Annotated in this window: 19 protein-coding genes and 1 pseudogene; 13 read left to right on the top strand and 7 right to left on the bottom strand. The window is 68.0% G+C overall.

Annotated elements, in window-relative coordinates:
* Positions 1-9: 9 nt before the first annotated feature.
* Positions 10-3,753 carry a GH92 family glycosyl hydrolase gene (locus ACFYMM_RS36545; RefSeq protein ID WP_388395187.1) on the top strand — a complete coding sequence of 1,248 codons (3,744 nt, stop codon included), beginning with the start codon at positions 10-12 and terminating at the stop codon, positions 3,751-3,753.
* Between the two features lie 67 nt (positions 3,754-3,820).
* On the opposite strand, the gene ACFYMM_RS36540 is transcribed toward ACFYMM_RS36545, so the two are convergent.
* Both ACFYMM_RS36540 and ACFYMM_RS36535 read right to left on the bottom strand, forming a co-directional pair.
* The gene (locus ACFYMM_RS36540; protein WP_388395024.1) at positions 3,821-4,900 is read right to left on the bottom strand and encodes a lytic polysaccharide monooxygenase; all 1,080 of its coding nucleotides are present in this window, start codon (positions 4,898-4,900) and stop codon (positions 3,821-3,823) included.
* Positions 4,901-5,140: 240 nt separating this feature from the next.
* Positions 5,141-5,770, bottom strand: a complete 630-nt coding sequence (locus ACFYMM_RS36535; protein ID WP_388395021.1) for a TetR/AcrR family transcriptional regulator — start codon at positions 5,768-5,770, stop codon at positions 5,141-5,143.
* A 128-nt stretch (positions 5,771-5,898) separates the two neighbouring features.
* On the opposite strand from ACFYMM_RS36535, the gene ACFYMM_RS36530 reads away from it, so the two are divergent.
* Positions 5,899-6,897, top strand: coding sequence for a 4,5-dihydroxyphthalate decarboxylase (locus ACFYMM_RS36530; protein ID WP_388395018.1), 999 nt, complete (start codon positions 5,899-5,901; stop codon positions 6,895-6,897).
* 230 nt (positions 6,898-7,127) lie between these two features.
* On the opposite strand, the gene ACFYMM_RS36525 is transcribed toward ACFYMM_RS36530, so the two are convergent.
* Positions 7,128-9,923 carry an aconitate hydratase gene (locus ACFYMM_RS36525; RefSeq protein ID WP_388395015.1) on the bottom strand — a complete coding sequence of 932 codons (2,796 nt, stop codon included), beginning with the start codon at positions 9,921-9,923 and terminating at the stop codon, positions 7,128-7,130.
* A 335-nt stretch (positions 9,924-10,258) separates the two neighbouring features.
* Between ACFYMM_RS36525 and ACFYMM_RS36520 the strand changes: the two genes are divergently transcribed.
* Both ACFYMM_RS36520 and ACFYMM_RS36515 read left to right on the top strand, forming a co-directional pair.
* Complete coding sequence (locus ACFYMM_RS36520; RefSeq protein ID WP_388395012.1) at positions 10,259-11,788, top strand: helix-turn-helix domain-containing protein; 1,530 nt, start codon at positions 10,259-10,261, stop codon at positions 11,786-11,788.
* 261 nt (positions 11,789-12,049) lie between these two features.
* Entirely contained in the window at positions 12,050-12,277 is a 228-nt protein-coding gene (locus ACFYMM_RS36515; RefSeq protein ID WP_388395010.1) for a helix-turn-helix domain-containing protein, read from the top strand.
* Between the two features lie 104 nt (positions 12,278-12,381).
* On the opposite strand, the gene ACFYMM_RS36510 is transcribed toward ACFYMM_RS36515, so the two are convergent.
* Positions 12,382-13,032, bottom strand: a complete 651-nt coding sequence (locus tag ACFYMM_RS36510; protein WP_388395007.1) for a 2'-5' RNA ligase family protein — start codon at positions 13,030-13,032, stop codon at positions 12,382-12,384.
* Positions 13,025-14,470 (bottom strand): helix-turn-helix domain-containing protein, encoded by a 1,446-nt coding sequence (locus ACFYMM_RS36505; protein WP_388395005.1) that lies wholly within the window; start codon positions 14,468-14,470, stop codon positions 13,025-13,027. Before ACFYMM_RS36505 ends, ACFYMM_RS36510 begins: the two co-directional genes overlap by 8 nt.
* Before the next feature lie 441 nt (positions 14,471-14,911).
* Between ACFYMM_RS36505 and ACFYMM_RS36500 the strand changes: the two genes are divergently transcribed.
* The 7 genes from ACFYMM_RS36500 to ACFYMM_RS36470 are packed head-to-tail and all read left to right on the top strand — an operon-like array spanning position 14,912 to position 20,725.
* The gene (locus tag ACFYMM_RS36500; protein WP_388395185.1) at positions 14,912-15,481 is read left to right on the top strand and encodes a class I SAM-dependent methyltransferase; all 570 of its coding nucleotides are present in this window, start codon (positions 14,912-14,914) and stop codon (positions 15,479-15,481) included.
* A complete protein-coding gene (locus ACFYMM_RS36495) occupies positions 15,478-16,371 on the top strand; it encodes a N,N-dimethylformamidase beta subunit family domain-containing protein (RefSeq protein WP_388395003.1) in 894 nt (297 codons plus the stop codon). Before ACFYMM_RS36500 ends, ACFYMM_RS36495 begins: the two co-directional genes overlap by 4 nt.
* Positions 16,368-16,799: a N,N-dimethylformamidase beta subunit family domain-containing protein gene (locus ACFYMM_RS36490; RefSeq protein ID WP_388395000.1), complete on the top strand. Its 432-nt coding sequence runs from the start codon at positions 16,368-16,370 to the stop codon at positions 16,797-16,799. The genes ACFYMM_RS36495 and ACFYMM_RS36490 overlap by 4 nt, the downstream gene beginning before the upstream one ends.
* 13 nt (positions 16,800-16,812) lie before the next feature.
* Positions 16,813-17,955, top strand: coding sequence for a glycosyltransferase family protein (locus ACFYMM_RS36485; protein WP_388394998.1), 1,143 nt, complete (start codon positions 16,813-16,815; stop codon positions 17,953-17,955).
* Between the two features lie 6 nt (positions 17,956-17,961).
* Complete coding sequence (locus ACFYMM_RS36480) at positions 17,962-19,557, top strand: hypothetical protein (protein WP_388394996.1); 1,596 nt, start codon at positions 17,962-17,964, stop codon at positions 19,555-19,557.
* Positions 19,509-20,063: an FkbM family methyltransferase gene (locus ACFYMM_RS36475; protein ID WP_388394993.1), complete on the top strand. Its 555-nt coding sequence runs from the start codon at positions 19,509-19,511 to the stop codon at positions 20,061-20,063. Before ACFYMM_RS36480 ends, ACFYMM_RS36475 begins: the two co-directional genes overlap by 49 nt.
* 23 nt (positions 20,064-20,086) lie before the next feature.
* Positions 20,087-20,725 carry a histidine phosphatase family protein gene (locus tag ACFYMM_RS36470; RefSeq protein ID WP_388394991.1) on the top strand — a complete coding sequence of 213 codons (639 nt, stop codon included), beginning with the start codon at positions 20,087-20,089 and terminating at the stop codon, positions 20,723-20,725.
* A gap of 32 nt (positions 20,726-20,757) precedes the next feature.
* Here ACFYMM_RS36470 and metG read toward each other — a convergent pair whose 3' ends face one another.
* On the bottom strand, positions 20,758-22,482 hold the full coding sequence (gene metG / locus ACFYMM_RS36465) for a methionine--tRNA ligase (RefSeq protein WP_388394988.1): 1,725 nt from the start codon (positions 22,480-22,482) through the stop codon (positions 20,758-20,760).
* 340 nt (positions 22,483-22,822) lie between these two features.
* On the opposite strand from metG, the gene ACFYMM_RS36460 reads away from it, so the two are divergent.
* Positions 22,823-24,118, top strand: a complete 1,296-nt coding sequence (locus ACFYMM_RS36460) for a nucleotide sugar dehydrogenase (protein ID WP_388394985.1) — start codon at positions 22,823-22,825, stop codon at positions 24,116-24,118.
* Positions 24,119-24,129: 11 nt separating this feature from the next.
* Positions 24,130-25,086 (top strand): NAD-dependent epimerase/dehydratase family protein, encoded by a 957-nt coding sequence (locus ACFYMM_RS36455; protein WP_388394983.1) that lies wholly within the window; start codon positions 24,130-24,132, stop codon positions 25,084-25,086.
* Positions 25,087-25,565: 479 nt separating this feature from the next.
* On the opposite strand, the pseudogene ACFYMM_RS36450 reads toward ACFYMM_RS36455, so the two are convergent.
* Positions 25,566-25,649: pseudogene (locus ACFYMM_RS36450) on the bottom strand (transposase); the annotation flags it as partial.

The following is a 25,649-nucleotide window of genomic DNA, read 5'->3' as shown; positions in this document are numbered from 1 at the left end:
GCCTTCGTCATGGCGGTCGGCTCGCAGGGCGCGGCGGTCGCCCTGCCCGCCAGGGCACCGGCCGCCGACCGGGAGTTCGCATCCTCGTTCGAGCCGGGTGATCCGGCACCCGACTGGCTCAACACCGTGGACACGGGACCGGACGGCGACAAGCACTCCTCGGGCGTCGACGGCGGCTACAGCAGCGGCATCCCCGGCAATGTCACCGATCATGTGACCGACGTACGGGCGAGCGGGGAGAACACCGGCGCGGGCGAGGTGAAGGAGAACCTCGCCGACGGGGAGCCGGGCACCAAATGGCTGACGTTCCAGCCCACCGGATGGGTGGAGTTCGACCTGGACCGGCCGGTCCGGCTGGTGACCTACGCCCTCACCTCGGCCAACGACTTCGACGGCCGCGACCCGAGGGACTGGACCCTGCGGGGCTCCACGGACGGCAAGGACTGGAAGACCGTCGACACCCGTTCGGACGAATCCTTCTCGGCGCGGTTCCAGACCAAGTCCTACGACCTCGCCCAGCCGGCCGAGTACCAGTACTTCCGGCTGGAGGTCACGAGGAACAACGGCGCCCCGGACATCCTGCAGCTCGCCGACCTCCAGTTCTCGACCGGCGGCGGGGGCGGGCCTGTGCCGCAGGACATGCTCTCGCTGGTCGACCGGGGCCCGAGCGGCTCGCCGACCGCCAAGGCACGGGCCGGCTACACCGGGCTGCGGGCGCTGCGGTACGCGGGGCGCCACACGGCGAACGGCCGGGCGTACTCGTACAACAAGGTCTTCGACGTGAACGTGAAGGTCGGCCGGGACACCCGGTTGTCGTACCGGATCTTCCCCTCGATGGCCGACGGCGACCGCGACTACGACGCCACCCATGTCTCCGTCGACCTGGCCTTCACCGACGGCACCTATCTGAGCGGCCTGGGCGCCGTCGACCAGCACGGCTTCCCGCTCTCGCCGCGGGGACAGGGCGCGGCGAAGTCGCTGTACGTCAACCAGTGGAACGACGTGGAGTCGGCGATCGGCTCGGTCGCGGCCGGCAGGACGGTCGACCGGATCCTGGTGGCGTACGACTCCCCGGGCGGCCCGGCGAAGTTCCGGGGCTGGATCGACGACATCGCGCTCCGGCCGGCGCCACCCGAACGGCCGAGGGCGCACCTGTCGGACTACGCGCTGACCACCCGCGGCACCAACTCCAGCGGCAGTTTCTCGCGCGGCAACGACTTCCCGGCGACCGCGCTGCCGCACGGCTTCAACTTCTGGACGCCGGTGACCAACGCGTCCTCGCTGAGCTGGCTGTACGAGTACGCGCGGGCGAACAACGACGCCAACCTGCCGACGATCGAGGCGTTCAGCGCCAGCCACGAGCCGAGCCCCTGGATGGGTGACCGGCAGACCTTCCAGCTGATGCCGTCCGCCGCCGCCGGCACCCCCGACACCGGCCGGAAGGCGCGGGCGCTGGCCTTCCGGCACGAGAACGAGACGGCACGGCCGTACTACTACGGGGTGCGGTTCGAGAACGGGCTGCGGGCGGAGATGACGCCGACCGACCACGCGGCGGTACTGCGCTTCACCTATCCGGGCACGGACGCGAGCGTGCTCTTCGACAACGTCACCGAGCAGGCGGGCCTGACCCTCGACAAGGACGACGGGATCGTCACCGGCTTCTCGGACGTGAAGTCGGGCCTGTCCACGGGCGCCACCCGGCTCTTCGTCTACGGCGTCTTCGACAGACCGGTGACCGGCGGCGGCTCCAGCGGGGTCAAGGGCTATCTGCGCTTCGACGCGGGCGCCGCCCACACCGTCACCCTGCGCCTGGCCACCTCCCTCGTCAGCGTCGACCAGGCCAGGGACAACCTCGCGCAGGAGATCCCGGACGGCACCTCCTTCGGCACCGTCGAGGCGCGCGCCCAGCGGACCTGGGACCAGCTGCTCGGCAAGGTCGAGGTGGAGGGCGCGAGTGAGGACCAGCTGACCACGTTGTACTCCTCGATGTACCGGCTGTACCTGTATCCCAATTCCGGCTTCGAGAGGGTCGCCGGCCGGGACCGGTACGCCTCGCCCTTCTCCCCCATGCCGGGGCAGGACACCCCGACGCACACCGGAGCGAAGATCGTCGACGGCAGGGTGTACGTCAACAACGGCTTCTGGGACACCTACCGGACCACCTGGCCCGCCTACTCCCTCCTGACCCCCGCTCAGGCCGGCGAGATGGTGGACGGGTTCGTGCAGCAGTACAAGGACGGCGGCTGGACCTCGCGCTGGTCCTCCCCCGGTTACGCCGACCTGATGACCGGCACCTCCTCGGACGTGGCGTTCGCGGACGCCTACGTCAAGGGCGTCGGCTTCGACGCCAGGGCGGCGTACGAGGCGGCGCTGAAGAACGCCACCGTCGTCCCGCCGATGCCGGGCGTGGGCCGCAAGGGCATGACCACCTCGCCGTTCCTCGGCTACACCAGCACCGACACCGAGGAGGGCCTGTCCTGGGCGATGGAGGGCTACGTCAACGACTACGGCATCGCGAAGATGGGCCAGGCCCTCTACCGGAGGACCGGCGAGCGGCGCTACCAGGAGGAGTCGGAGTACTTCCTCAACCGCGCCCGGGACTACGTCGACCTCTTCGACCGCCGGGCGGGCTTCTTCCAGGGCCGGGACGCGCGGGGCGACTTCCGGCTCCACCCCTCGAAGTACGACCCGCGGGTGTGGGGCTACGACTACACGGAGACCAACGGCTGGGGTTACGCCTTCACCGTCCCGCAGGACAGCCGGGGCCTGGCCAACCTGTACGGCGGCCGCACGGGACTCGCCGACAAGCTCGACGAGTTCTTCGCCACCCCGGAGACCGCCTCCCCCGACCTCGTCGGCTCCTACGGCGGTGTCATCCACGAGATGACCGAGGCCCGGGACGTCCGGATGGGCATGTACGGCCACTCCAACCAGGTCGCCCACCACGTGATCTACATGTACGACGCGGCCGGTGAGCCCTGGAAGGCCCAGCGGTACGTCCGCGAGGTCCTCTCCCGGCTCTACACGGGCAGCGAGATCGGGCAGGGCTACCACGGGGACGAGGACAACGGCGAGCAGTCGGCCTGGTACCTGTTCTCCGCGCTCGGCTTATACCCGCTGGTCATGGGCAGCGGCGAGTACGCCATCGGCTCCCCGCTGTTCACCAAGGCGACCGTGCACCTGGAGAACGGCCGGGACCTGGTGATCAGCGCTCCGGGGAACAGCGCGACGAACGTCTACGTGCAGGGGGTGAGGGTCGACGGCCGCCCCTGGACGTCGACCTCGCTGCCCCACTCGCTGCTCGCCCAGGGCGGAACGCTGGAGTTCTCCATGGGCTCCAGGCCCTCGGCCTGGGGCTCGGGCAGGGACGCGGCCCCGGTCTCCGTCACCCAGGACGACAGGATCCCCACCCCCCGCGCGGACGTGCTGAAGGGGGACGGCGCCCTGTTCGACAACACCTCGGCGACGGACGCGACGGTGACCTCCGTGGACCTGCCGGTGGGCGGCGCCACCAGAGCCGTCCAGTACACGCTGACCTCGTCCACCGACCACACGAAGGTACCGGCCGGCTGGAGCCTCCAGGGCTCGGCGGACGGCACCACCTGGCAGACGCTGGACCACCGCACCGGCGAGTCGTTCACCTGGGACCGGCAGACCCGGGCGTTCAGCATCGCGACGCCGGGCTCGTACGCGAGGTACCGGCTGGTGTTCGACGGCGAGGCGACGCTGGCGGAGGTGGAACTGCTGGCCTGAGCGCACGCCCCTCGGCCGCCCGGCTCGCGGACCCGGCGGCAGCGCCACCGGGTCCGCCCCGGGCTGTTCAGCCGACCTGACAGGGCAGGGTCGTCGCGCTGTCACCGCCGTCGCCCTGGACGACGTACCCGAACGTCGTGCTCTGTCCGGGACTGAGGGAGCCGTTCCAGTCGACGTTGTGGACCATCACGTCCTGTCCGCCGTACGTCGCGTCGCCGCTCCACAGACTGGCCACCGACTGGCCGGCCGGCAGCGTCCAGTCGACCATCCAGCCGAGCATCGGCACGTCACCGCTGTTGGTGACGGTCACCTCGGACTGGTAGCCGCCGGGCCAGCTGCCGGTGGTCTTCCGGGTGGCCGTGCAGGTACCCGGCGGGGGCTGGGTGGGGTTGCCCGGGTCGTGGATGCCCGTCACCTCGCCGTTGCCGCCGTCGAAGACGACGTCCGAGCAGGAGTAGAAGGTCTCCGTGCTGTCGGAGCGCTGCCACACCATGTAGATGATGTGCCGCCCCGACTTGTTCGCCGGAAGCTTGCCGGTCCAGGAGTAGTTGGCCTCGACCGTGCCGGGACTGCCGTGCAGCGGCGGGTGGTCGACGGTGAGGAACGGCTGGTCCTCCATCTCGTCCCAGGTGAGCGGCTTCTTCGGGTCGTAGCCGTCCTTGGTGACGTAGACGTAGAACCAACCGGGGTGGGCCGCCCAGGCGTTGTAGGAGAAGTCGACGGTGGCGCCCGAGGTCAGGTGGGTCACCGGCCAGTCGTCACGGGCCGCGTCGAAGCCCGTGAAGTTGGGGTTGCCGCCGCTGCACAGGTGGCCGTCCGGCACGAAGCCGCGGGTGCGGCCGGCGCCGTCCGAGCGCAGCACCGAGAACCAGTTGTAGAACGGCGTGGTGCCGCCGGCCTGCTGGGCCGCCTTGCAGGCCGGGTTGACCGGCTTGATCTCACCGGTGCTGGTGAGCGCGTCCTGCCAGCACAGGAAGGTGCGGCTGCCGGGCTTCATGGGGGTGCCGTGCGCCTCGGCGCGGTGGCCCGTGGCGAGGATCAGGGCCAGGGCCGGGACGGTGGAGAGCAGAGCCACGAGCACGAGGAAGAGGGCGCTTCTGCGGGTGCGGCGCGGTAATCGCGGGGTAATTACGATTGTCGTAGACATGACATGCGAACCTCGGTCGTCGACGGTCGCGCGGAAGGGTGCGGGGCCTCGCACATGGAGGCCGCGGAGGGTGAGGCGGGAGCGGTTCCGCCGGGCGGGTTCCGGTCCACCCATGGGAGCGCTCCCACCTCACCGTCCTGTGAAGTTAGCGCCGAGCGCCGCAGATGTAAACGCCTGACACGGACGAGGAGTTCACCGACGGCGGGGCGGAGGGCGGAGGAGTGAGGGACGGAGGAGAGTTCACCGCCCCCGCGCCGAGGCCAGCAGCACGTCGACGTCCGCGCTGAACCCGGCCGTGTCCGTGAGGCCGAACGCCACGCGCTGGAGCAGATAGCCATGGAGCAGGCCCATCACCACTCGGGCGCCGTTCTCGGGGGCCACGGCGCCGGGGACGGCGCCCGCCCGCCGGCCCCGGTCGAGCGCTTCGGCGATGCTGCGGCGGACCGCCTCGAATCCCTCGACGGCCGGGACGCGTACGGCGTCGTTGCGCAGGAGTTCGGACCACGCCTGCACGGCACAGCGCAACAGCTCGTCCACCGGTACGGAACGGCCGGTGGCGTCGGTGACGGTGTCCACGCTGAGCGCTTCGAGCGAGGCGGCCACCAGTTCGGCCACGGACGGGGCCGCACTGTCCTCGGCCAGCCGCTCGACCGGCTTGAAGACCAGCCCGAACGCGTCCTCGGCGATGGCGAGGATGATCTCTTCCTTGCTCGCGAAGTAGCGGTAGGGCGCCCCGGCCGACACGCCCGCTTCCGCGGCGATGTCGGGCATGGACGTCTGATGGAACCCGTCGCGGGAGAAACAGCGGCGCGCCGCCGCGACGATCTCCGCGCGCCTGGCCTCGCGCCGCTCCGGTGAGATGCGTGGCACGTCCGCCTCCAAAACAGTGAATGATCATTCATCTTGACACTCGTCGTCTCGCGGGTCCACTCTAAAAGTGAAAGGTCATTCACGGAAATGCGGCCGTGCCGCCCGACCCGATCACAAGGAGCAAGCCTGTGGCCCCCCTCCACGTGGACATCGCGAGTTTTCGCTACGACACCACCCGTGCGCTCTTCGACGGCACCGTCGGCTTCGACGGCCTCGACGCCACCTTGCACACCGCGTCCACCATCCCGGAGATCTTCGCCGGTCTGACGGCCGGCCGGTTCGACGTCGCCGAGTTCGGTCTCACCTACTACCTGCGGGCACTGGACGCCGGTGCCGACCTCGTGGCGCTGCCGGTGTTCCCCAACCGGGTGTTCCGGCATTCCTGCGTGTTCGTGAACACGCGCAAGGGCATCCGGGGACCGGAGGATCTCGTCGGCCGCACGATCGGCGAGTTCGGCATGTACGGCCAGGACTCGGGCGTCTGGGCGAAGGGCATCCTGTCCGACGAGTACGGTTTCGCGCCGGAGAGGAACCGCTGGGTCCTCGGCGGTCTGGAAACGCCGTTGCCCGCCCCGTTCGAGTTCACCACGCATCCCCGCCCCGACGACGTCGAGATCACCTTCGCTCCCGCCGGGCGCACCCTGGCCGACATGCTCGACCGCGGTGAGATCGACGTCCTGTTCAGCGCCAACGCGCCGACGCCGTACCTCGCCGGATCACCGAACATCGCGCCCCTGTTCCCGGACCACCGGGCGCGCGAGCGGGACTGGTACCGCCGCACCGGCATCTTCCCGATGATGCACACCGTCGCCGCCCCCCGCGGCCTGCTCGCCTCCCGTCCTGGGCTGGCCCAGTGCCTCTACCAGGGCTTCTCACAGGCCAAGCGGGCCGCAGCGGAGTCCTACCGCGATATGCGACGGCTCTACCAGGTCACCACGATGGTGCCGTGGATGAACGACCTGTTCGAAGAGAACGAGAAGCTGTTCCCGCACGACTGGTGGCCCTACGGCCTCGACTCCAACCGCGCGGCTCTCGAGACCTACCTGCGCTATCACCGTGAACAGGGCCTGTCCGCGGTACCGCGCACGGTCGACGAGCTGTTCGTCGCGGAGCTGAGGGACACCTGAGGCGGGAGGGGCCGCGCGAGGCGGCGCCCCCGACGCTGTGCCCCTGGGGTGCCGGACATGTATCGATTCTGTCCCGGTGGCCTGGGGGAACCCTGTGCTCAGGCTGAGCCGTGCCCATGGACCCCGGGGTCCGTCCGGCGCCGACGAAGGGGCCGCACCCCCGTCCTGCGGGGATGCGGCCCTCGACTGCCGTGCGTTGCCGCTTGCCTGGCTTGCTCGCGGCTTGCCGCCTACTTGCGGATCAGGCTGCGCAGCACGTACTGCATGATGCCGCCGTTGCGGTAGTAGTCCGCCTCACCGGGAGTGTCGATGCGGACGACCGCGTCGAACTCGACGCCCGTGTCGGTGGTGACCTTGACCGTGCGCGGGGTGGTGCCGTTGTTCAGCTCCTCGACGCCGGTGAAGGAGAAGGTCTCCTCGCCGGTCAGGCCGAGGGACTGGGCGTTCGCACCCTCCGGGAACTGCAGCGGGAGCACGCCCATGCCGATGAGGTTCGAGCGGTGGATGCGCTCGTACGACTCGGCGATGACGGCCTTGACGCCGAGGAGGGCGGTGCCCTTGGCGGCCCAGTCGCGGGACGAGCCGGAGCCGTACTCCTTGCCCGCGAGGACGACCAGCGGGATGCCCTGCTCGATGTAGTTGCGCGAGGCGTCGTAGATGAACGACACCGGCGCGTCCGCCTGGGTGAAGTCGCGGGTGTAGCCGCCCTCGGTGCCCGGCGCGATCTGGTTGCGCAGACGGATGTTGGCGAACGTACCGCGGATCATGACCTCGTGGTTGCCTCGGCGCGAGCCGTAGCTGTTGAAGTCGCGGCGCTCCACACCGTGCTCGGTGAGGTACTTGCCGGCCGGGGTGTCGGCCTTGATGGCACCGGCGGGCGAGATGTGGTCCGTCGTCACCGAGTCGCCGAGCTTGGCCAGCACGCGGGCGCCGGAGATGTCGGTGACGGGCGCCGGCTCGTGGGCCATGCCCTCGAAGTACGGGGGCTTGCGGACGTACGTCGACTCCGGGTCCCACTCGAAGGTGTTGCCGGTCGGGATCGGCAGCGCCTGCCACTGGGCGTCGCCCGCGAAGACGTCGCTGTAGGACTTGGAGAACATGTCCTCGCCGATGGCGTTGGCGACGACGTCGTTGACCTCGGCCTCGGAGGGCCAGATGTCCTTCAGGAAGACCGGGTTGCCGTCCTGGTCGGTGCCCAGGGCGTCGCGGGTGATGTCCACCTTCATGGAGCCCGCGAGGGCGTAGGCGACGACCAGCGGCGGGGAGGCCAGGTAGTTCATCTTGACGTCGGGGTTGATACGGCCCTCGAAGTTCCGGTTGCCGGAGAGGACCGAGGTGACCGCGAGGTCGTGGTCGTTGACGGCCTTGGAGACCTCCTCCGGCAGCGGGCCGGAGTTGCCGATGCAGGTGGTGCAGCCGTAGCCGACGAGGTTGAAGCCGACCTTGTCGAGGTACGGGGTCAGGCCCGCCTTGTCGAAGTAGTCGGTGACGACCTTGGAGCCCGGGGCGAGGGTGGTCTTGACCCACGGCTTGCGGGTCAGGCCCTTCTCGACCGCCTTCTTGGCCACCAGGGCGGCGGCGACCATGACGTACGGGTTGGAGGTGTTGGTGCAGGAGGTGATGGCGGCCACCGTCACCGCGCCGTGGTCCAGCTCGTAGGTCGTGCCGTCGGGGGCGGTGACCTGGACCGGGTTGGACGGTACGGCGCCGGTGCCCTGGCCGTGCTGCGGGGCGCCCGCACCGTTCTCCTGGCTGCCGTAGGCCGGGGCGTCGGAGGCCGGGAAGGACTCGTCGCTCGCCTCGTCGACCGGGGAGGCCGCGGCGGCGGACGTCTGCGCGACGGGGGCCTCGACGTAGTTGAGGACGTCCTTGGCGAACTGCTGGGCGGCCTCGGCGAGGACGATGCGGTCCTGCGGGCGCTTCGGGCCGGCGATCGAGGGGACGACCGTCGAGAGGTCCAGTTCGAGCTTCTCGGAGAAGTCCGGCTCGGCCTTCGGGTCAAGCCAGAGGCCCTGCTCCTTGGCGTACGCCTCGACGAGCGCGACCTGCTGCTCGGAGCGGCCGGTGAGCTTGAGGTACCTCAGGGTCTCGTCGTCGATCGGGAAGATCGCGGCGGTGGAGCCGAACTCCGGCGACATGTTGCCGATGGTGGCGCGGTTGGCGAGGCTGGTGGCGGCCACGCCCTCGCCGTAGAACTCGACGAACTTGCCGACCACGCCGTGCTTGCGGAGCATCTCGGTGATGGTCAGCACCAGGTCGGTGGCGGTGGTGCCGGCGGGCAGCTCGCCGGTCAGCTTGAAGCCGACGACGCGCGGGATGAGCATGGAGACCGGCTGGCCGAGCATCGCGGCCTCGGCCTCGATGCCGCCGACGCCCCAGCCCAGCACGCCGAGGCCGTTGACCATGGTGGTGTGGGAGTCGGTGCCGACGAGGGTGTCGGGGTAGGCCTGGCCGCCTCGGACCATGACCGTACGCGCGAGGTGCTCGATGTTCACCTGGTGGACGATGCCGGTGCCGGGCGGGACGACCTTGAACTCGTCGAAGGCGGTCTGGCCCCAGCGCAGGAACTGGTAGCGCTCCTTGTTGCGGCCGTACTCCAGCTCGACGTTCTGCTTGAAGGCGTCGTGGGTGCCGAACTTGTCGGCGATGACGGAGTGGTCGATGACCAGCTCGGCCGGGGCCAGCGGATTGATCTTGGCCGGGTCGCCGCCCAGCTCCTTGACGGCCTCACGCATGGTCGCGAGGTCCACGACGCAGGGAACACCCGTGAAGTCCTGCATGATCACGCGGGCCGGCGTGAACTGGATCTCCTGGCTGGGCTGCGCCTGGGAGTCCCAGCCGCCGAGGGCGCGGATGTGGTCGGCGGTGATGTTCGCGCCGTCCTCCGTGCGGAGCAGGTTCTCCAGCAGGACCTTGAGGCTGTAGGGCAGGCGAGCCGAGCCCTCCACCTTGTCCAGCCGGAAGATCTCGTACGACTCGTCGCCCACCTGCAGCGTGCTGCGGGCGTCGAAGCTGTTCGCCGACACGACAGTCTCCTTCATTGATGTGCGCGTACCACCGTCAATCCTGCCGCCACGCCAGGTTGGCCGATCCGGTAAGGTCAGGCTAAGTTAGGCAAGCCTTACTAGAGTGGCGGCTACGGTGCGCCTCGGCAGATATCTCGATGTCGAGATAACTCTAATACACCGGGGCTCGATGGTCATGCCCGGCCCGGTCCCGTCCCGCCGATATTCAGTGGCATGGCCCACACTCCCGCCCACCGGCCCGCGCGACCGCGACGGGCCAGGGCGGATTGACAGTCCATCACCCGAACGGACCCCCTTGACGGGCGCCATCTCATATCTGAGATAGCCTCAGCCCCATGGCAGACGATTACCTCGTACGCATCGGCAAGCTCATCCGTGACGCCCGGCAACACCGAGGCTGGACACAGGCGCAACTCGCGGAGGCTCTGGGCACCAGCCAGAGCGCGGTGAACCGCATCGAGCGCGGCAACCAGAACATCAGCCTTGAGATGATCGCCCGAATCGGTGAAGCCCTCGACAGCGAGATCGTGTCGCTCGGCTACGCGGGCCCGATGCATCTGCGGGTGGTCGGCGGCCGCCGGCTGTCCGGCGCCATCGACGTGAAGACCAGCAAGAACGCCTGCGTGGCCCTGCTCTGCGGCTCCCTGCTGAACAAGGGGCGCACGGTGCTGCGCCGGGTGGCCCGGATCGAGGAGGTGTACCGCCTTCTGGAGGTGCTCAACTCCATCGGGGTGCGCAGCCGCTGGATCAACGACGGCGTCGACCTGGAGCTGGTGCCGCCGGCCGCGCTGGACATCGCGGCGATCGACGCCGACGCGGCCGTACGGACGCGGTCCATCATCATGTTCCTGGGCCCGCTGCTGCACCGTATGGACCACTTCAAGCTGCCCTACGCCGGCGGCTGCGACCTGGGGACCCGGACCATCGAGCCGCACATGATCGCGCTGCGCAGGTTCGGGCTGGACATCGCCGCGACCGAGGGCCAGTACCACGCGGTGGTGGACCGCTCGGTGCGCCCCGACCGGCCGATCGTACTGACCGAGCGCGGGGACACGGTCACCGAGAACGCGCTGCTGGCCGCCGCCCGGCACGACGGCGTCACCGTCATCCGCAACGCCTCCTCCAACTACATGGTCCAGGACCTGTGCTTCTTCCTGGAGGCGCTCGGTGTCGAGGTGGAGGGCATCGGCACCACCACCCTCACCGTGCACGGCGTCCCCGACATCGACGTCGACGTGGACTACTCCCCCTCCGAGGACCCGGTCGAGGCGATGAGCCTGCTGGCCGCCGCCGTGGTCACCGAGTCGGAGCTGACGGTGCGCCGGGTGCCGATCGAGTTCCTGGAGATCGAGCTGGCGGTCCTGGAGGAGATGGGCCTCGACCACGACCGCGGCGCGGAGTACGTCGCCGACAACGGCCGTACGCGCCTGGTGGACCTCACCGTCCGACCCTCCAAGCTGGAGGCGCCGATCGACAAGATCCACCCGATGCCCTTCCCCGGCCTGAACATCGACAACGTCCCCTTCTTCGCCGCCATCGCGGCGGTCGCGCAGGGCCAGACCCTGATCCACGACTGGGTCTACGACAACCGCGCGATCTACCTGACGGACCTCAACCGCCTCGGCGGCCGTCTCCAACTCCTCGACCCGCACCGCGTCCTGGTCGAGGGCCCGACCCGCTGGCGCGCCGCCGAGATGATGTGCCCGCCCGCCCTGCGCCCCGCCGTGGTCGTCCTGCTGGCGATGATGGCGGCCGAGGGCACGTCGGTGCTGCGCAACGTGTACGTCATCAACCGGGGGTACGAGGACCTCGCGGAACGGCTGAACTCCATCGGGGCACAGATCGAGATCTTCCGGGACATCTGAACGGCGAGGTTTCGTGCCCCTTGGAGGCAAGGGGCACTACACCTCAATATGCCAGCTGACCTGCGGATACTTACCTTCACGACCCTCCACTGATCACTGTTGTTTTTCAGCACCTTGCGCAACGCACGTGCAAGATGATCTTGAATGTTTGACGATACGTCAGGGATTCCTGAGCAACCGTCAGCCTTCACGGAGCGTTGTCGCCGAAGCGGCCTCCTCGGCTCGTTGGTCGCTCGCGACTTCGGCAGGCTGTGCCAGCTCGTGCGTACAGTCAGCGGCTTACGGCAGAGCGACATGGCCGAACTCTCCGGGCTGAGCCAGGCCTTCCTGTCCATGCTGGAGTCAGGCGCGCGACGACTGACGAACATCGACAAGGTCGTCGAACTGCTCACGGGACTCAACACTCCGGCGGAGTTCACCGGCCCCATGCTCCGAACGCCGAATGGTGCGGGTAATGAGTCCGACGAGTGGCCTGACGTGCGTGCGTAAGCGAGTAGTGGAAGGCCCGTCCCACGTGCGGTGCTCCGCAGTACGGCCAAGTCAGGCGCGCCGCGCCGGCACTCTTGCGCTGACCTCTGCTTCCGGGGATGCGCTCAGACCAAGTCCACTTGATCGATGACATGCCAGCGATAGGCCCGGTCTTCACGGCGCATCTCGACAAGATGTAGGTGGTCGACCGGCACGCTGACACTGTCGATGTCGCGGAGCGGGCGGATCGCCTCCCGGACGATGCTGGCGTCCGTCGGGCGGTTGCAGTACGCGATGCCGATATGCGGCCTCAGTGCCGCGGTCGGCTTCCTGAAAGGAAGTTGGCATTGCGCGCCTGCGGCGGACAACTGGGAATGCAGGTCAAGCACCGGAGTCCACGGGGCAACGCTGTAGCGGACCGCGCCGCGGGACGCGGTCATGGGAACGGCCTGGAGCCGGAACCGGCCCGTCGGCATCGCGGCGGTGGTGGCGAGGAGCGTGTCCAGTTGCTCCAGCGAGACTTCTTCGATGGTGCCGATCCGGCCAAGGGTCAGATGCAGGCCATCGGCGTCGATGGAGTCGAAGTTCAGGTTCCGGATCTTGTTCTGGCAGTGTCGAGCATGCTCGGCGAGCGCCGAACCGGCAGGAAATACGAGCATCCAGTAATAGGCGCGCGTCGACGGAGTCCACCCACGCCGGTCCCAGTGGTTGCTCATCTCATCCACTCGGTCGAAGGCCGCCCAGTCGTGTGCCGCGATGGCCTTGGGGTCAGCCACGTCCGGCGGCGGGGCGGGAGGAAACGCGCTGGTGTCGTGACTGAGCAGCACCCGGTGCCCTTCTCTTACTGCTATCGCTCGAGAGTGCCATCTTGGCAGAGTTGGTCACCGCTTGGGTCAAGGGAGCGTTGTGCCAGCGTCGTAGCGACTCGGCGTAGTCCCTCACCGCCGGCACCTGATGCCAGGCTGCCGCAGTGGCGTGAAGTTCACCGGCGCGCTGGATGACCGATCGTATCGGCGGACCGCCCCCGGCTTCGAGGACCTCCAGGCCAAGCATCATGGCGTGGTCCACGTCCGGCTGAGGGCCGGCGAGGAGTGCAGTGGCCACGTCCAGGCGAACCAAGGCCCGGCTCCAGGCGGAATCGGACTGCTCGACGAGTTCGTCGACCTGCTCCGCGTACTGGATGACTTCCCGGGTGTTGCCGAGGGCGACATGCGCGGTTGCGGCGTTCGCCAAGGTGCGGGCGATGCTGTACGGGGAGAAGGCTATGCACGGTGTCAGACCGTCGGGAAGCCGGTGGTCATTGCTGAGGTCTTCGGCTTCTGCGATGGCCCGCTGTGCACCGAAAGCGTCGCCAAGCTTGCCAAGAGCGCGTGCTCGGCCGTTGGCCAGTAGCCGGATCGCCTGCGCGTTGCCCCGATCGATGGCCAGGCCGGCATCGGCCCACTCGAGTGCCTGGTGGTATCGCCCCGCGTAGTAGGCGCCCAGAGACCTGGTGCCGAAGATCCACATCATCAGCTCCGAGTCGTCGATCTCTCGAGCGAGCTGAAGGGCTTCGGTGCTGTACGCGTCGGCGTGGGCCTCATGACCTGCGTTGACCGCCATGTAGCTGAGCAGTCCGGAGGCTTGGGCGGCCAGGCGGAACAGTTCGGCGCGCTGCCGAGGTGGCTGGCGCCCTTCCAGCAGTGTCTGGATGAAGTTTCGCAACTCGGCGGTCTTGGGGCCGAGCTTGTGCGGCCCGTCAGCCTCGTACCGGTCCACTATGGCACTCACCTGTTGGGCCAGCACGCTCAAAGTGGCGGGCTCGGTGTTGGACGAGATGGTGCTGCTCAGTCGCTTGGCAACGTCAAGCGGGCTCTCCCAGGGTTCCATGGCAACTGGTCCGTGAACCGGCGCCACGTGCGGGCCCGGTGCCTCCATCGGATCCTGGGTGTCTCGAGCGAACAGCTGCGGCAGGGCATGCTCCGGCACCCCCAGCCGCTCCAGCACAGTCACGATCTTGTCGTAGTGGGTCAGCCGTCTCGATCCGGACTCGAGAGCAGAGAGGAACGGCTGACTCAGGCCGGTGACGCGAGCCATCTCCTCCTGCCGTAACGAGGCCAGCCTGCGGACCCTGGCGAGAGCTGGCCCGAAGTCGCCGTCGCGCATGGCCGTGACCACGTCGGCGTCCTGCCACACATGGTCAGGCACGCTGACCGGATGGGGCTCGGCTGCCACCAGCAGCCGAGTGCAGGGGCCACAACGCGGCTCACGGTTGTACCGGCTCAGGTTGAGCCCACATCCATCGCACCGCCTTGACTCGCCCGCCACCACTACCACCGTCCTCCCCCTGCCGGCTTCTTGCGGACCTCCAGAGCCGGATCACACCAGTGATATCACCGCCGAAATGTGCCATCAGCCGCTTCCTGCCACATCGTTGATGGCCACACCAGGCCCCCGGCCGCTGCACCAGCGACGAAGCCATGGCGGCGTCCCGCTGGCCACACACGGCATGGCCACGCCGAGGAGGCCGCGGCGCACCGAGAGCAGCGGATGGCACCGCCACTGGAATGAGAGGTCATCGTGCACGACGGCAGGGAAGAACACGACTGGTCACAACGCCAGATCGCCTACTACCGCGCAAGGGCCGCAGAGTACGACAACGCGTACGACGAGCGCATGGACATGCCCCGGCTCGTCAAGGTCCTCGACGAGCTGCCCGTCAGCGGGAACGTCCTGGAAGTCGCGTGTGGTACGGGTCAGTGGACCCAGTTGCTCGCCGGCCGCGCGCGCAGCCTGACCGCACTGGACGCCGTCCCGGAGATGCTTCGTATCGCCCGAGCCCGGATGCAGGACACACCGACTCGCTTCATCGAAGCAGACGTCTTCACCTGGGAGCCGGACCGCCAGTTCGACACCGTCTTCTTCGCCTTCTGGCTCAGCCACGTGCCGCCCGTGGAGATGGAGGCCTTCTGGGACTTGCTGCGATGGGCGCTGGCTCCCGGTGGCTGCGTTGTGTTCTTCGACGACGCACCCGCGAAGGCGGAGATCGAAGAAGCCGTGTCTGAAGCGCAGGTACCCACCGTGCGTCGTCGTCTCGCTGACGGGTCCCAGCACCTCACCGTGAAGGTGCTGCATGACGCTGCCGGCCTCACCAAGCAGCTGGACGGCCTGGGCTGGGAGGCACACATCGAACCGGTCGACATGTACCACTTCGCCGGCATCGCCCGTCCCCGGGGGAGCGAATGAGCACGATCAACGGCTACTGCGCCCGACCGAGCGTCCGTGCCGGGGAGGCGGTCCAGCTGCATATCGCGACGTCGGCCTCTCGTTTCCGCGTCGACTTCTACCGGTGCGGGGCGGCTCTTGAGCACGCGGGGCACGCCGAGTGGCCGGGCCGCACCGCCGATCCCGGAACATTCGACGAGGACTGGCAGTGGCCTGCTTACGAGTTTCTCGTACCCCCCGACTGGAGGTCGGGGGTCTACATGGCCGTCCTGGGCACGGAGGTGGACCACCGCACGCCATCCATGGACTCTCGTGAGGCGCGGATCCTGCTGGTCGTCACTCCCGCCGCTCCCTCGGACCGCAAGATCCTCTACAAGATCCCGACCTTCACCTACCAGGCCTACAACACGGCCGGTGGCGGTAGCCTGTACAGCGCCTCTCGCGTGACCATGCGCCGCCCCGGGGGCGGAGTCGGGGGCCCTGTCAAGGGGATGCCCGACCCCTACGACGCCGCCTCTCCCCGCCAGACGTTCGCGCACTGGGACGCCCCCTTCATCGCGTGGATGGAGGCGAACGGGCTGGAGAGCGACTTCTGCACCGACCTGGACCTCCACGAGGGTCGGCTTCTGTACGACGGATACCGCCTTCTGGTCTCCGCCGGACACGACGAGTACTGGAGCACCGAAGCCCGCCGGAACGTCACCGCCTTCCGCGACGCCGGCGGCAACATCGCCAATTTCGGTGCCAACACCTGCTGGTGGCGGGTGGACGTCGCTCCGGGTGGTGCCGGGCTGGGCTGGGCTGCGACAAGTTCCCTCCTGGGGCCTCCGCCTCGACGGACCCGGACAGCTCGTACGGCTGCCCGGACCACTGGTGGGAGTCCGAGCCCGAGAACGCCCTGCTCGGCGTGAGCTACCGCAACGGCGGCGGCCACTGGGACGGCCCACGCGCACCGCTCGGGTTCACCGTGGCAGACGGGGACCACTGGATCTTCTCCGGTACCGGCTTGAAGACGGGCGATGTCTTCGGACGCGAGGCAGCCCTGGTCGGTTACGAATGTGACGGGGCAGCGTACGAACTCGACGCGGTCGGCCGGCCGCGTCCGACGGGTCAGGACGGTACGCCGGAGGACTTCGAGATCCTCGGCATCGCTCGTCTGCCCCCTGACTGGAGCTTCCCTGTCCGCGAGCCGGCGAGCAGCCCCCGCGCGGCCACCCTCGGCCTGTACACCGCGGCCGGCACGGTCTTCACGGCCGCGACCACGGACTGGGCGCGCCTGCTGGCCACCGACCCTCAGGTCGCCTCCATCACTCGCAACGTCATCACTCGACTCTCCTGACGAAAGGATCAACATGTCCGAGTACCCGCGTCCACTCAGCGTGGTCATCGGCGTCAACGGCATCGGCATGGGGCACTCCGTCAGGCAGAGCGTGATCGCGCAGTACCTCCGCGACCGCGGACACCTCGTGCGGATCGTCACCAACGGCTCCGCCCGCGTGGAGTACTTCCGCGATCTCGGCTTCCCCGCGTGGGACGGGTGGATGCCGACGCTTCTCGCACGAGGCGACCGCTTACATGCAGGGGATGCCGTGCGCGCCAACGTCTGGCAGGCACCCGCCGGTGCCGCCAAGCACCTGCGTCTGCGCCGGATACTTCGGGACACCGGTGTCCCGGACGTGTTCATCACCGACTACGAGCCCAACACCCCACGTCTGGCCTACCACTTCGGGAAGCCGCTGATCTCCGTCGACCAGCAGAGCAAGTACCGGCACCTCGACCTGCCCCCTGTCGGCCGGTACGCCCGCACTGCTGACGAGCAACGTCTGCGCTACTTCGCGCCCCGCGTCGATCGGTCGTTCATCTGCTCCTTCGTCCCTCTCAAGGCCGACGACCAGAAGCTGGAGTTCATCGCGCCTGTCGTCCCCGACGTGGTTCGGTCCGCCCGGGTCAGCACCGAGCCCCTCGCTACGGCCTACTTCTCACGCTACTTCGACCACGGTCCGGAGGAGTCCGTCCGAGCCCTTGCCGAGGTCTTCCGCAAGCACGTCCCGGATCGCGCCCTGCGCATCTATGCCCAGGCGTCAGAGACCAGGGGCCTGCGCCAGTACGCCGACGACAGGATCGAGATCTGCACCTTCGACCGCGAGGCGTTCATCGCCGACATGGCACGCTCCGAGGTGGTCTTCTCCAACGCCGGCTTCAACCTCATCAGCGAAGCCTTCGTCCTCGGCAAACCGGTCCACCTGATCCCCCTCCCCACCTATGACCAGCACTGGTGCGCCAAGGTCGTCCACGAAGCGGAACTGGGCACCGCATCACCGCACATAACCCCCGGAGCTGTACTCGACTTCCTCAGCCGGAGCCGGGAACTTCACAACAACGTCGTACGCCACCGGGACCAGCACCTCCTGGCCGACCCGCGGGAACGGATCGCCTCCTGTCTGGAGACACTTCCCGCGACCAGTCAGCGGCCCCTCGCACCGTCCGCGCGGTAGGCGGCCATGGCGACTTCCCCGCTCCCCGTCTCCCTCGGCATCGGAGTATCAGCGGCTGCCGTCGTGACCTGCTATCGCTTTGTGGTCTCTCCGGCGGTACGAGCCCTCGCCCGCCGCCGCCGGGTCCTGCTGGCCGTGATCATCGCACTCCCTCTCACGGTACTGGCCGCGTTCCGGTCGTCACCCGAGCCCGGCCCACTGCGCTGGTTCGTCATCACCGTGATCGTTCTGCTCACCTGGCAGGGGGCGACCAGCGACTACGACGTCACAGAGCCCATCGCGCCCCAGCGCCTCGACAAACGGCTCCTGCTCCTCCTCGCGGCTGCCTCGTGTCTGTGGCCGGCGGCCCTGCTGCCGTGGATGGCCTTGTACTGCGGCAGGCTGCGCGGCTGGAAGCACCACGCGATGATGCCCCTGCGTCTGCTCAAGGCGTACCTCGCCTGGTTCTTCGTGGCGATGCTCTTCGGTGCCTCGTGTTCCATAGCGGCGCTGCTGCTGGTCCTCGGCTGCGTCTCGTTCTCCCACTACGTCAAACCGGTGTGGAGCAAGGCCCACCTCGGTCCCCACCTCTGGTCGTGGGCCTGGTACAACCGCACTCACTACCTCATGGCCTCCGCCTACTCCTGGGGTTGGGCACGCTTCCTGCGAGCCGAGACCACGGCCCGAGTGCTGCGCCGGGCACGCGTCCTCGATCGGCCCGTCAACTTCCTCACGATGGCCGTCGAGGCTGCTGGACTCGTCGCGTTCCTCGACCGCCGTCTGCTCATCGTGGTCCTCCTGGCAACCGCCCTCTTCAACGTTGTCGTCGCCCTCGCCTCTGGCATCCTCTTCTGGGAGAACATCGGCGCCAACGTCGCCCTCGCGATCACCGTCACGCTGCTGCCCGGCGCGGAGTACGGCCCGGCGTTCGGCGCGGCCGACACACTGATCGCACTCGTCCTGCTCCTGCTCAGCAGCGCTGACCTGCTGTGGCAGCCCTGGCACCTCGGGTGGTGGGACTCGCCCTTCACGGCACGTGTCCACTGGCAGGTCGAGACCGTCTCAGGGACGAGGTTCGGTCTCTACAACGACTTCATGTGCCCCTACGAGCGCGAGTACGGCCGCATCCTGGGCTACTTCCTCACCGACGAGCCCGTCCTCCACGGCCACCTCGGCATCGTCTGGGACCGGGAACTGCGTGACCTTCTCGTCCAAGCGGAAGGCGACCGGGACCGACTGCACGCGCTCAAGCAAACCTACGGACGCGTACAGGCGGACGAGCAACAGGCGCGCGAACACATCGCCTACCTGACCAGGATGTTCACCCAGCTCAACGTCGGCGCGCAGAAAGGCCCCCTGCCCCGATCGCTGCGCCGCCTCAAGGCCCCCGGCGGCCAGCTCTACAGGTGGGGCGACCTTCCTCCCTATCGCGGTGAGGAACCTGTCCGCCGCATCACGATCCGCTACGAGGAGCGCTGCTACCGCCCCTCCACCGGCGACTTCGTCCTGCTCACCAACCGCACCGTGCAGGAGATCGACCTCCTGGCACCCGGCCCAGACCACGGGAGTACCTCATGCGCAAAGTCTTCGTCGACTGCGGCGCGAACCTCGGAATCGTGCTGAACCGCTTCATCCATGAACTTCCCGACCACGACTTCTACGCGTTCGAACCGAACAAGGACCTGCACCCTTCCATCCACCAGCAGGTCGCGCAGGCCTCCCACTCACAGCGCGTCAAGATCTCCCAGAGCGCGGTATGGACCCACGACGGGACGATCGACCTCTTCCTCGGCCACCACGAGAGCTCCACCGTGATGCCCGGCAAGCGCGTACCGCCGGTGTACGACCAGCAGATCGACTACAGCTCACCTGTCCCTGTCCGCGCGACCGACTTCAGTTCGTGGCTGCGCCGGACCGTCACCGCCGACGACCACGTCGTCGTGAAGATGGACATCGAGGGCGCCGAGTATCCGGTCCTCAGCAAGCTGCTCGCCGACGGGACGATCAACCTCGTCTCCGTGCTGTACATCGAGTGGCACTACGACCGCTTCCCCGCCATGAGCCGAGCCGACCACGACCAGGTCGCAAACGCCGTATCCGCCTGTGTCGAAGTCCGCGAATGGGACTGACCCGAAGGAGGGGACACCACGCCATGCACTCGAAGCAGATCTACCTGATCAAGCACGGTGAGACGGAGGAAAACCTGCGGGGCATCCACCAGGGCCAGGCGGTCGGCGGCAGACTCAGCCAGCGCGGAGTCGACGACATCCGCAGGGTCGGCGACAGCCTCGCCGCAGCCGGCATCACCGTGGACCAGATGCTCCTCAGCCCGATGTCCCGCTGTCGGCAGTCCGCCGCGCTGCTGACCGCCACGCTCGCCCCCGCTGACGTACTAGTGGACGCGCGCCTGGCCGCCAAGAACAGCGGCTACCTCGGAGGCCGGCCCAGGCACCTCGCGGCAGCGGAAGCGAACCGCCGAGGCGTCCCCATCCACCAGCTCCGCACGCCGGGCGGCGAGTCGTCCGAGGACGTGCAAGCCCGCTACATGCACCTGTGGGACGACGTCTGTGCGGGGCCGAACCGCACGACCATCCTCGTCGGGCACGGCGGAGGAATCGCCTGCCTGCTGCTACGGCTGACCGGGCAGGGCTTCGATCGCTACCTCGATCACGTGCCCGGATCCGCAGGCCTCACATGGGTTGAGGTCGACGACACCGCCCCTCGAATCCGGCTGATGAACCTGCCGGGTGCGGACCTGGCCGGTCGGCTCAGCACCCGTACCGACCGATGAGAGCGCGGGCGGTACGGGTGCGAGAAATCCGGTCAGGCGTCCTCAGCGCCGCCGAAACGCTCCCGATAGGACTCCAGGTCCTCCTCGGTGATCTTCGCGAAGAGCACCGGCGGAACGGTGAACGCCGTCCCGGCCGGGACGGTGTCCAGAGCCTTGGCCTGCTCGGCGGTCACCCAGGTCGCGGTGTCGCCTTCCAATGCAAAGGCTCCCCGCATGGCGGCAGCGGTAGCGGGAATGAACGGCTCCGAGACCACCGCGTACAGGTGGATCAGGTTCATTGCGGTGCGCAGGGTCAGCGCGGCGCCGTCCGGGTCGGTCTTGATCTCCAGCCAGGGCGCCTTCTCCTCCAGGTAGGAGTTGCCCGCGGACCACAGCGCGCGCAGCGCAGCGGCGGCCTTGCGGAACTGGAGCGCCTCCATGTGCTCCTGGTACTCGGCGAGGAGCCGCGCGATCTCCTCACCCAGCTTCGCCTCTGCCTCGCCGGCCGAGTGGCCGGCCGGGACCTCGTCGCCGAACCGCTTGCGCGAGAAGGAGAGCACGCGGTTGACGAAGTTCCCCAGGGTGTCAGCCAGGTCCTTGTTGACCGTGGCGGTGAAGTGCTCCCAGGTGAACGACGAGTCGTCGGACTCCGGGGCGTTGGCGATCAGGAAGTAGCGCCAGTAGTCGCCGGGAAGGATTTCCAGGGCCGCGTCCGTGAAGACGCCTCGCTTCTGGGACGTGGAGAACTTGCCGCCGTAGTACGTCAGCCAGTTGAAGCCCTTGACGAAGTCGACCTTCTTCCACGGCTCGCGCACGCCGAGTTCGGTGGCCGGGAACATCACCGTGTGGAAGGGGACGTTGTCCTTCGCCATGAACTGGGTGTAGCGGACGGTGTCGCCGGCCTCGTACCACCACGACTTCCAGTCACGGATCTCGCCGTCCGGGGCGGCGTCCGCCCACTCCCTCGTCGCGCCGATGTACTCGATCGGAGCGTCGAACCAGACGTAGAAGACCTTGCCCTCGGCCGCGAGGTCGGGCCAGGTGTCGGCCGGCACCGGGACACCCCAGTCCAGGTCACGGGTGATCGCCCGGTCGTGCAGGCCCTCGGTCAGCCACTTGCGGGCGATGGACGAGGACAGCTGCGGCCACTCCTCGCCGACGGCGTCGATCCACGCCTCGACCTCATGCTGGAGCTTGGACTGCAACAGGAAGAGGTGCTTGGTCTCGCGGACCTCCAGGTCCGTGGAGCCGCTGATCGCCGAGCGGGGGTTGAGCAGGTCGGTCGGGTCGAGGACGCGGGTGCAGTTCTCGCACTGGTCGCCGCGGGCTTTGTCGTAGCCGCAGTGCGGGCAGGTGCCCTCAACGTAGCGATCCGGCAGGAAGCGGCCGTCGACCGGCGAGTACACCTGGCGGATCGCCCGCTCCTCGATGAACCCGTTCTCGTTCAGCCTCCGCGCGAAGTGCTGGGTGATCTCGACGTTCTGCCGCGACGAGCTGCGCCCGAAGTAGTCGAAAGCCAGCTCGAACCCGTCGTACACAGCCTTCTGAGCGTCATGGGCCTGAGCGCAGAACTCCTCGACCGAGAGCCCGGCCTCCTTGGCGGCCAGCTCGGCCGGCGTGCCGTGCTCGTCGGTGGCGCAGATGTAGAGAACGTCGTGGCCGCGCTGGCGGAGGTACCGGGAGTACACATCCGCCGGAAGCATCGACCCGACCATGTTGCCCAGGTGCTTGATCCCGTTGATGTAGGGAAGCGCGCTGGTGACCAGGTGTCGAGCCATCCTCGGATGCTCCATTTCGTACGTACGGCGCCGGAGCCGGTGCCACGGCGGGCCAAAGTCGGGACGCCACAGCCGTCACGATCGCTCAGCTCGCGGCTTGTCGTCACTCACTGTGACGATACGGGTCTGCAGGCCACCGCCATCGTATCGAACCAGCGGTTTGCCCTTCCCACAGGTTTCGCGACCTGCTCACCAAGAGCCAAGGAGGCGCTCGGCCGTCCGAGACAGGCGGCCAAGCGAGTCTCGTACGGCCGAGGCACCTCCCATCTTAGAGCGTCCACAGCGCAGACGATCCGCATGCACCACTCATGCCCCGTGCGAAGCCCAAGAGGTGAACAGCGTGATCAAATACCGCGAGTTCCGGCAGCTCCGCGTCGTCGTGGTCGGGCAGGGATACGTCGGACTCCCGCTCGCCGTCAGAGCCGCCGAGATCGGGCACCGGGTCGTCGGCTTTGATGTGGACGCCCAGCGCGTCAAGCGGCTCGTACGCGCGGAGTCGTACATCGAAGACATCCCGGACTCACGCCTTGCTCCGCTCCTTGCCGCAGGCGTCTATCTCCCGACCATCGACGCGGTCGACTGCGCGCACTTCGACGTAGCGATCGTCGCGGTCCCCACGCCCCTTCGGGACGGGGTCCCGGACCTCTCCCACGTCGAGGACGCCGCACGGATGCTTGGCCAACACCTCACACGCGGAGCGACCGTGATCCTGGAGTCCACTACGTACCCCGGCACGACCGAGGAAGTCTTCGGCCCACTCCTCGAAAACGCCTCCCGCCTGACCGCCGGCCAGGACTTCCACCTCGGCTACAGCCCCGAGCGCATAGACCCGGGAAACGCCACGTGGAAGCTGGAGAACACTCCCAAGGTCATCTCTGGCATCGACCCCGCGTCCAAAGAAGCCGTCCACCAGTTCTACGCGTCCCTCGTCGAGACAGTCGTCCCGGTCACCAGCTGCAAGGAGGCCGAGCTGACCAAGCTGCTCGAGAACACCTTCCGGCACGTGAACATCGCCCTCGCGAATGAGCTGGCGATCTTCGCCCATGAACTGGACATCGATGTGTGGTCGGCGATCGACGCGGCCTCCACCAAGCCGTTCGGATTCATGCGCTTCACGCCGGGCCCGGGTGTCGGAGGCCACTGCCTGCCCATCGACCCTTCGTATCTCTCCTGGCGCGTCCAGCGCACCCTGGGGCGCAACTTCCGCTTCGTCGAGCTGGCGAACGACGTCAACAACCACATGCCCGACTACGTGGTCCGGCGCCTCATCGACGGCCTCAACCGGCGCAGGAAGTCCGTCAACGGCTCTCGGATCCTGCTGCTCGGCCTCGCTTACAAGGCCAACACCGGGGATGCCCGTGAGACTCCGGCAGCCCGTATCGCCGAGCTGCTCATCGGCATGGGTGCAGTGGTCCAGGCGGCCGACCCTCACGTCCTCGACGACGCTCACCCTCGGGCTGCCGACCTGGAGAGGCTCCAGCGAGTCGAGGTAACCCCCGAGTGTCTCGCGGCAGCCGACGCAGTGGTCCTGCTCGCCGACCACGACGCCTTCGACTTTCCCCTGATCACTGCACACGCCCCGTACATCCTCGACTGCCGCCGTCGGCTCACCGGCGCGCACGTCGACTCTCTCTGAAGGGAAGCCACGTGAAGATCGTGATCACCGGCGGCGCCGGGTTCATCGGCAGCAACCTGGCCCGGACTTTGCTGGAGCTCCGCGAAGTCAGCCAGATCCGTGTGATCGACAACCTCTCCACCGGTGATAAGGAGAGCATCGCGGGTCTCGACGTCCACTTCTTCGAGGGCGACATCCAGGACGCCGCCCTCCTGGAGCGGGCATTTCACGGCGCGGACGCCGTCGTGCACCTGGCCGCCCTGCCATCCGTGCCTCGATCCGTGAAAGACCCCCTGGCCAGCCACCACGCCAACGCGACCGGCACCCTCCAGGTCCTCGAAGCAGCCCGTCGGGCCGGCAACCTGCACGTGATCGCCGCATCCTCGTCCTCTGTCTACGGCGCGAACCCGTGCCTCCCGAAGCACGAAGGCCTCACCACCGCCCCGCTGAGCCCCTACGCTGTCACCAAACTCGCCACAGAGGCATACCTGGGCGCGTATCACCACAGCTTCGGCCTGCCGGTACTCCCCTTCCGCTTCTTCAACGTCTACGGGCCCGGCCAGCGCGCCGACCACCCCTACGCCGCGGTCATCCCCAAGTGGATCAGTGCCGCCCTCAACGGACACATCGTCACCGTCCACGGTGACGGCACCCAGACACGCGACTTCACGTATGTAGGCACAGTCTGTGAGGTTCTCGCTGACGCTGTCCTGCGCCGAGTCGTCGAACCCAAGCCCGTGAACCTGGCCTTCGGCACTCGCATCTCCCTTCTGAGCCTTATTCCGGAGATCGAAGCCGCAACCGGGCTCCGGGCTGTCACGGAGCACAGAGGCCGCCGTGTCGGGGATGTCCCACACTCCCAGGCGGACCAATCACGCCTGCTTGCCCTCTTCCCGACGATCAGACCCACACCACTGCAGGAGGGGATACGAGCAACGGCCAATTGGATCAGTCGTACGAACGAGCACTGCGCATGCGGAGGGCGGTAACGCCGCTGCAGGTTGCCAGGGCGCCTCGCGGTTCCGCCTCGGTAGAGCCGGGGATCCGAGCATCCATACTGCGAGTGATCCCTACCGGCGTTCGTCAACAACTGGGACCGTTTCTCTGCCAGCCTCGTGCCCACGCTGCAACGGAGGCCGCTTCCCCCCGCACGGGACGATCGCAGAGCCCCGCACTGAGACCAACGGGACAGGATCTGCCCCAGGTCAGAGGGATTCCCCGTATCTGCGTTCCAGGGACTTTTCAGGGACTTTCAGCGCTGTCCGAGGGACTTCCGAGGGACTTTCCGCCGCGTAACGCGGCAAGCCCCCGAAAGACCGGAAAGGGCCTCCGACGCAGGTCAGAGGTCCTTTCCCAGGCTAAGCCGCAGGTGGCGGCAGACGAGTCGGGCTGTACGCCGGGTATTCCTGAGCACCTTTCTGACCTGCGCTTTTGCGAGCCGTATCGGTTGTGACCTGCTAGTGCCGCATCAGGCAACGTTCGCCCTGTTCACGACCTCACGGAGGCGTTCGTCGGCGGCATGCTTGTTCCGCCAGATGATGTAGCGGCGGAT

This window comes from Streptomyces sp. NPDC006739 (assembly GCF_042869815.1).
In the GTDB taxonomy this organism is placed as follows: Bacteria; Actinomycetota; Actinomycetes; order Streptomycetales; family Streptomycetaceae; genus Streptomyces.
Note: the sequence above shows the minus strand (reverse complement) of the source record. Positions and strands in the feature narration are given on the sequence as shown.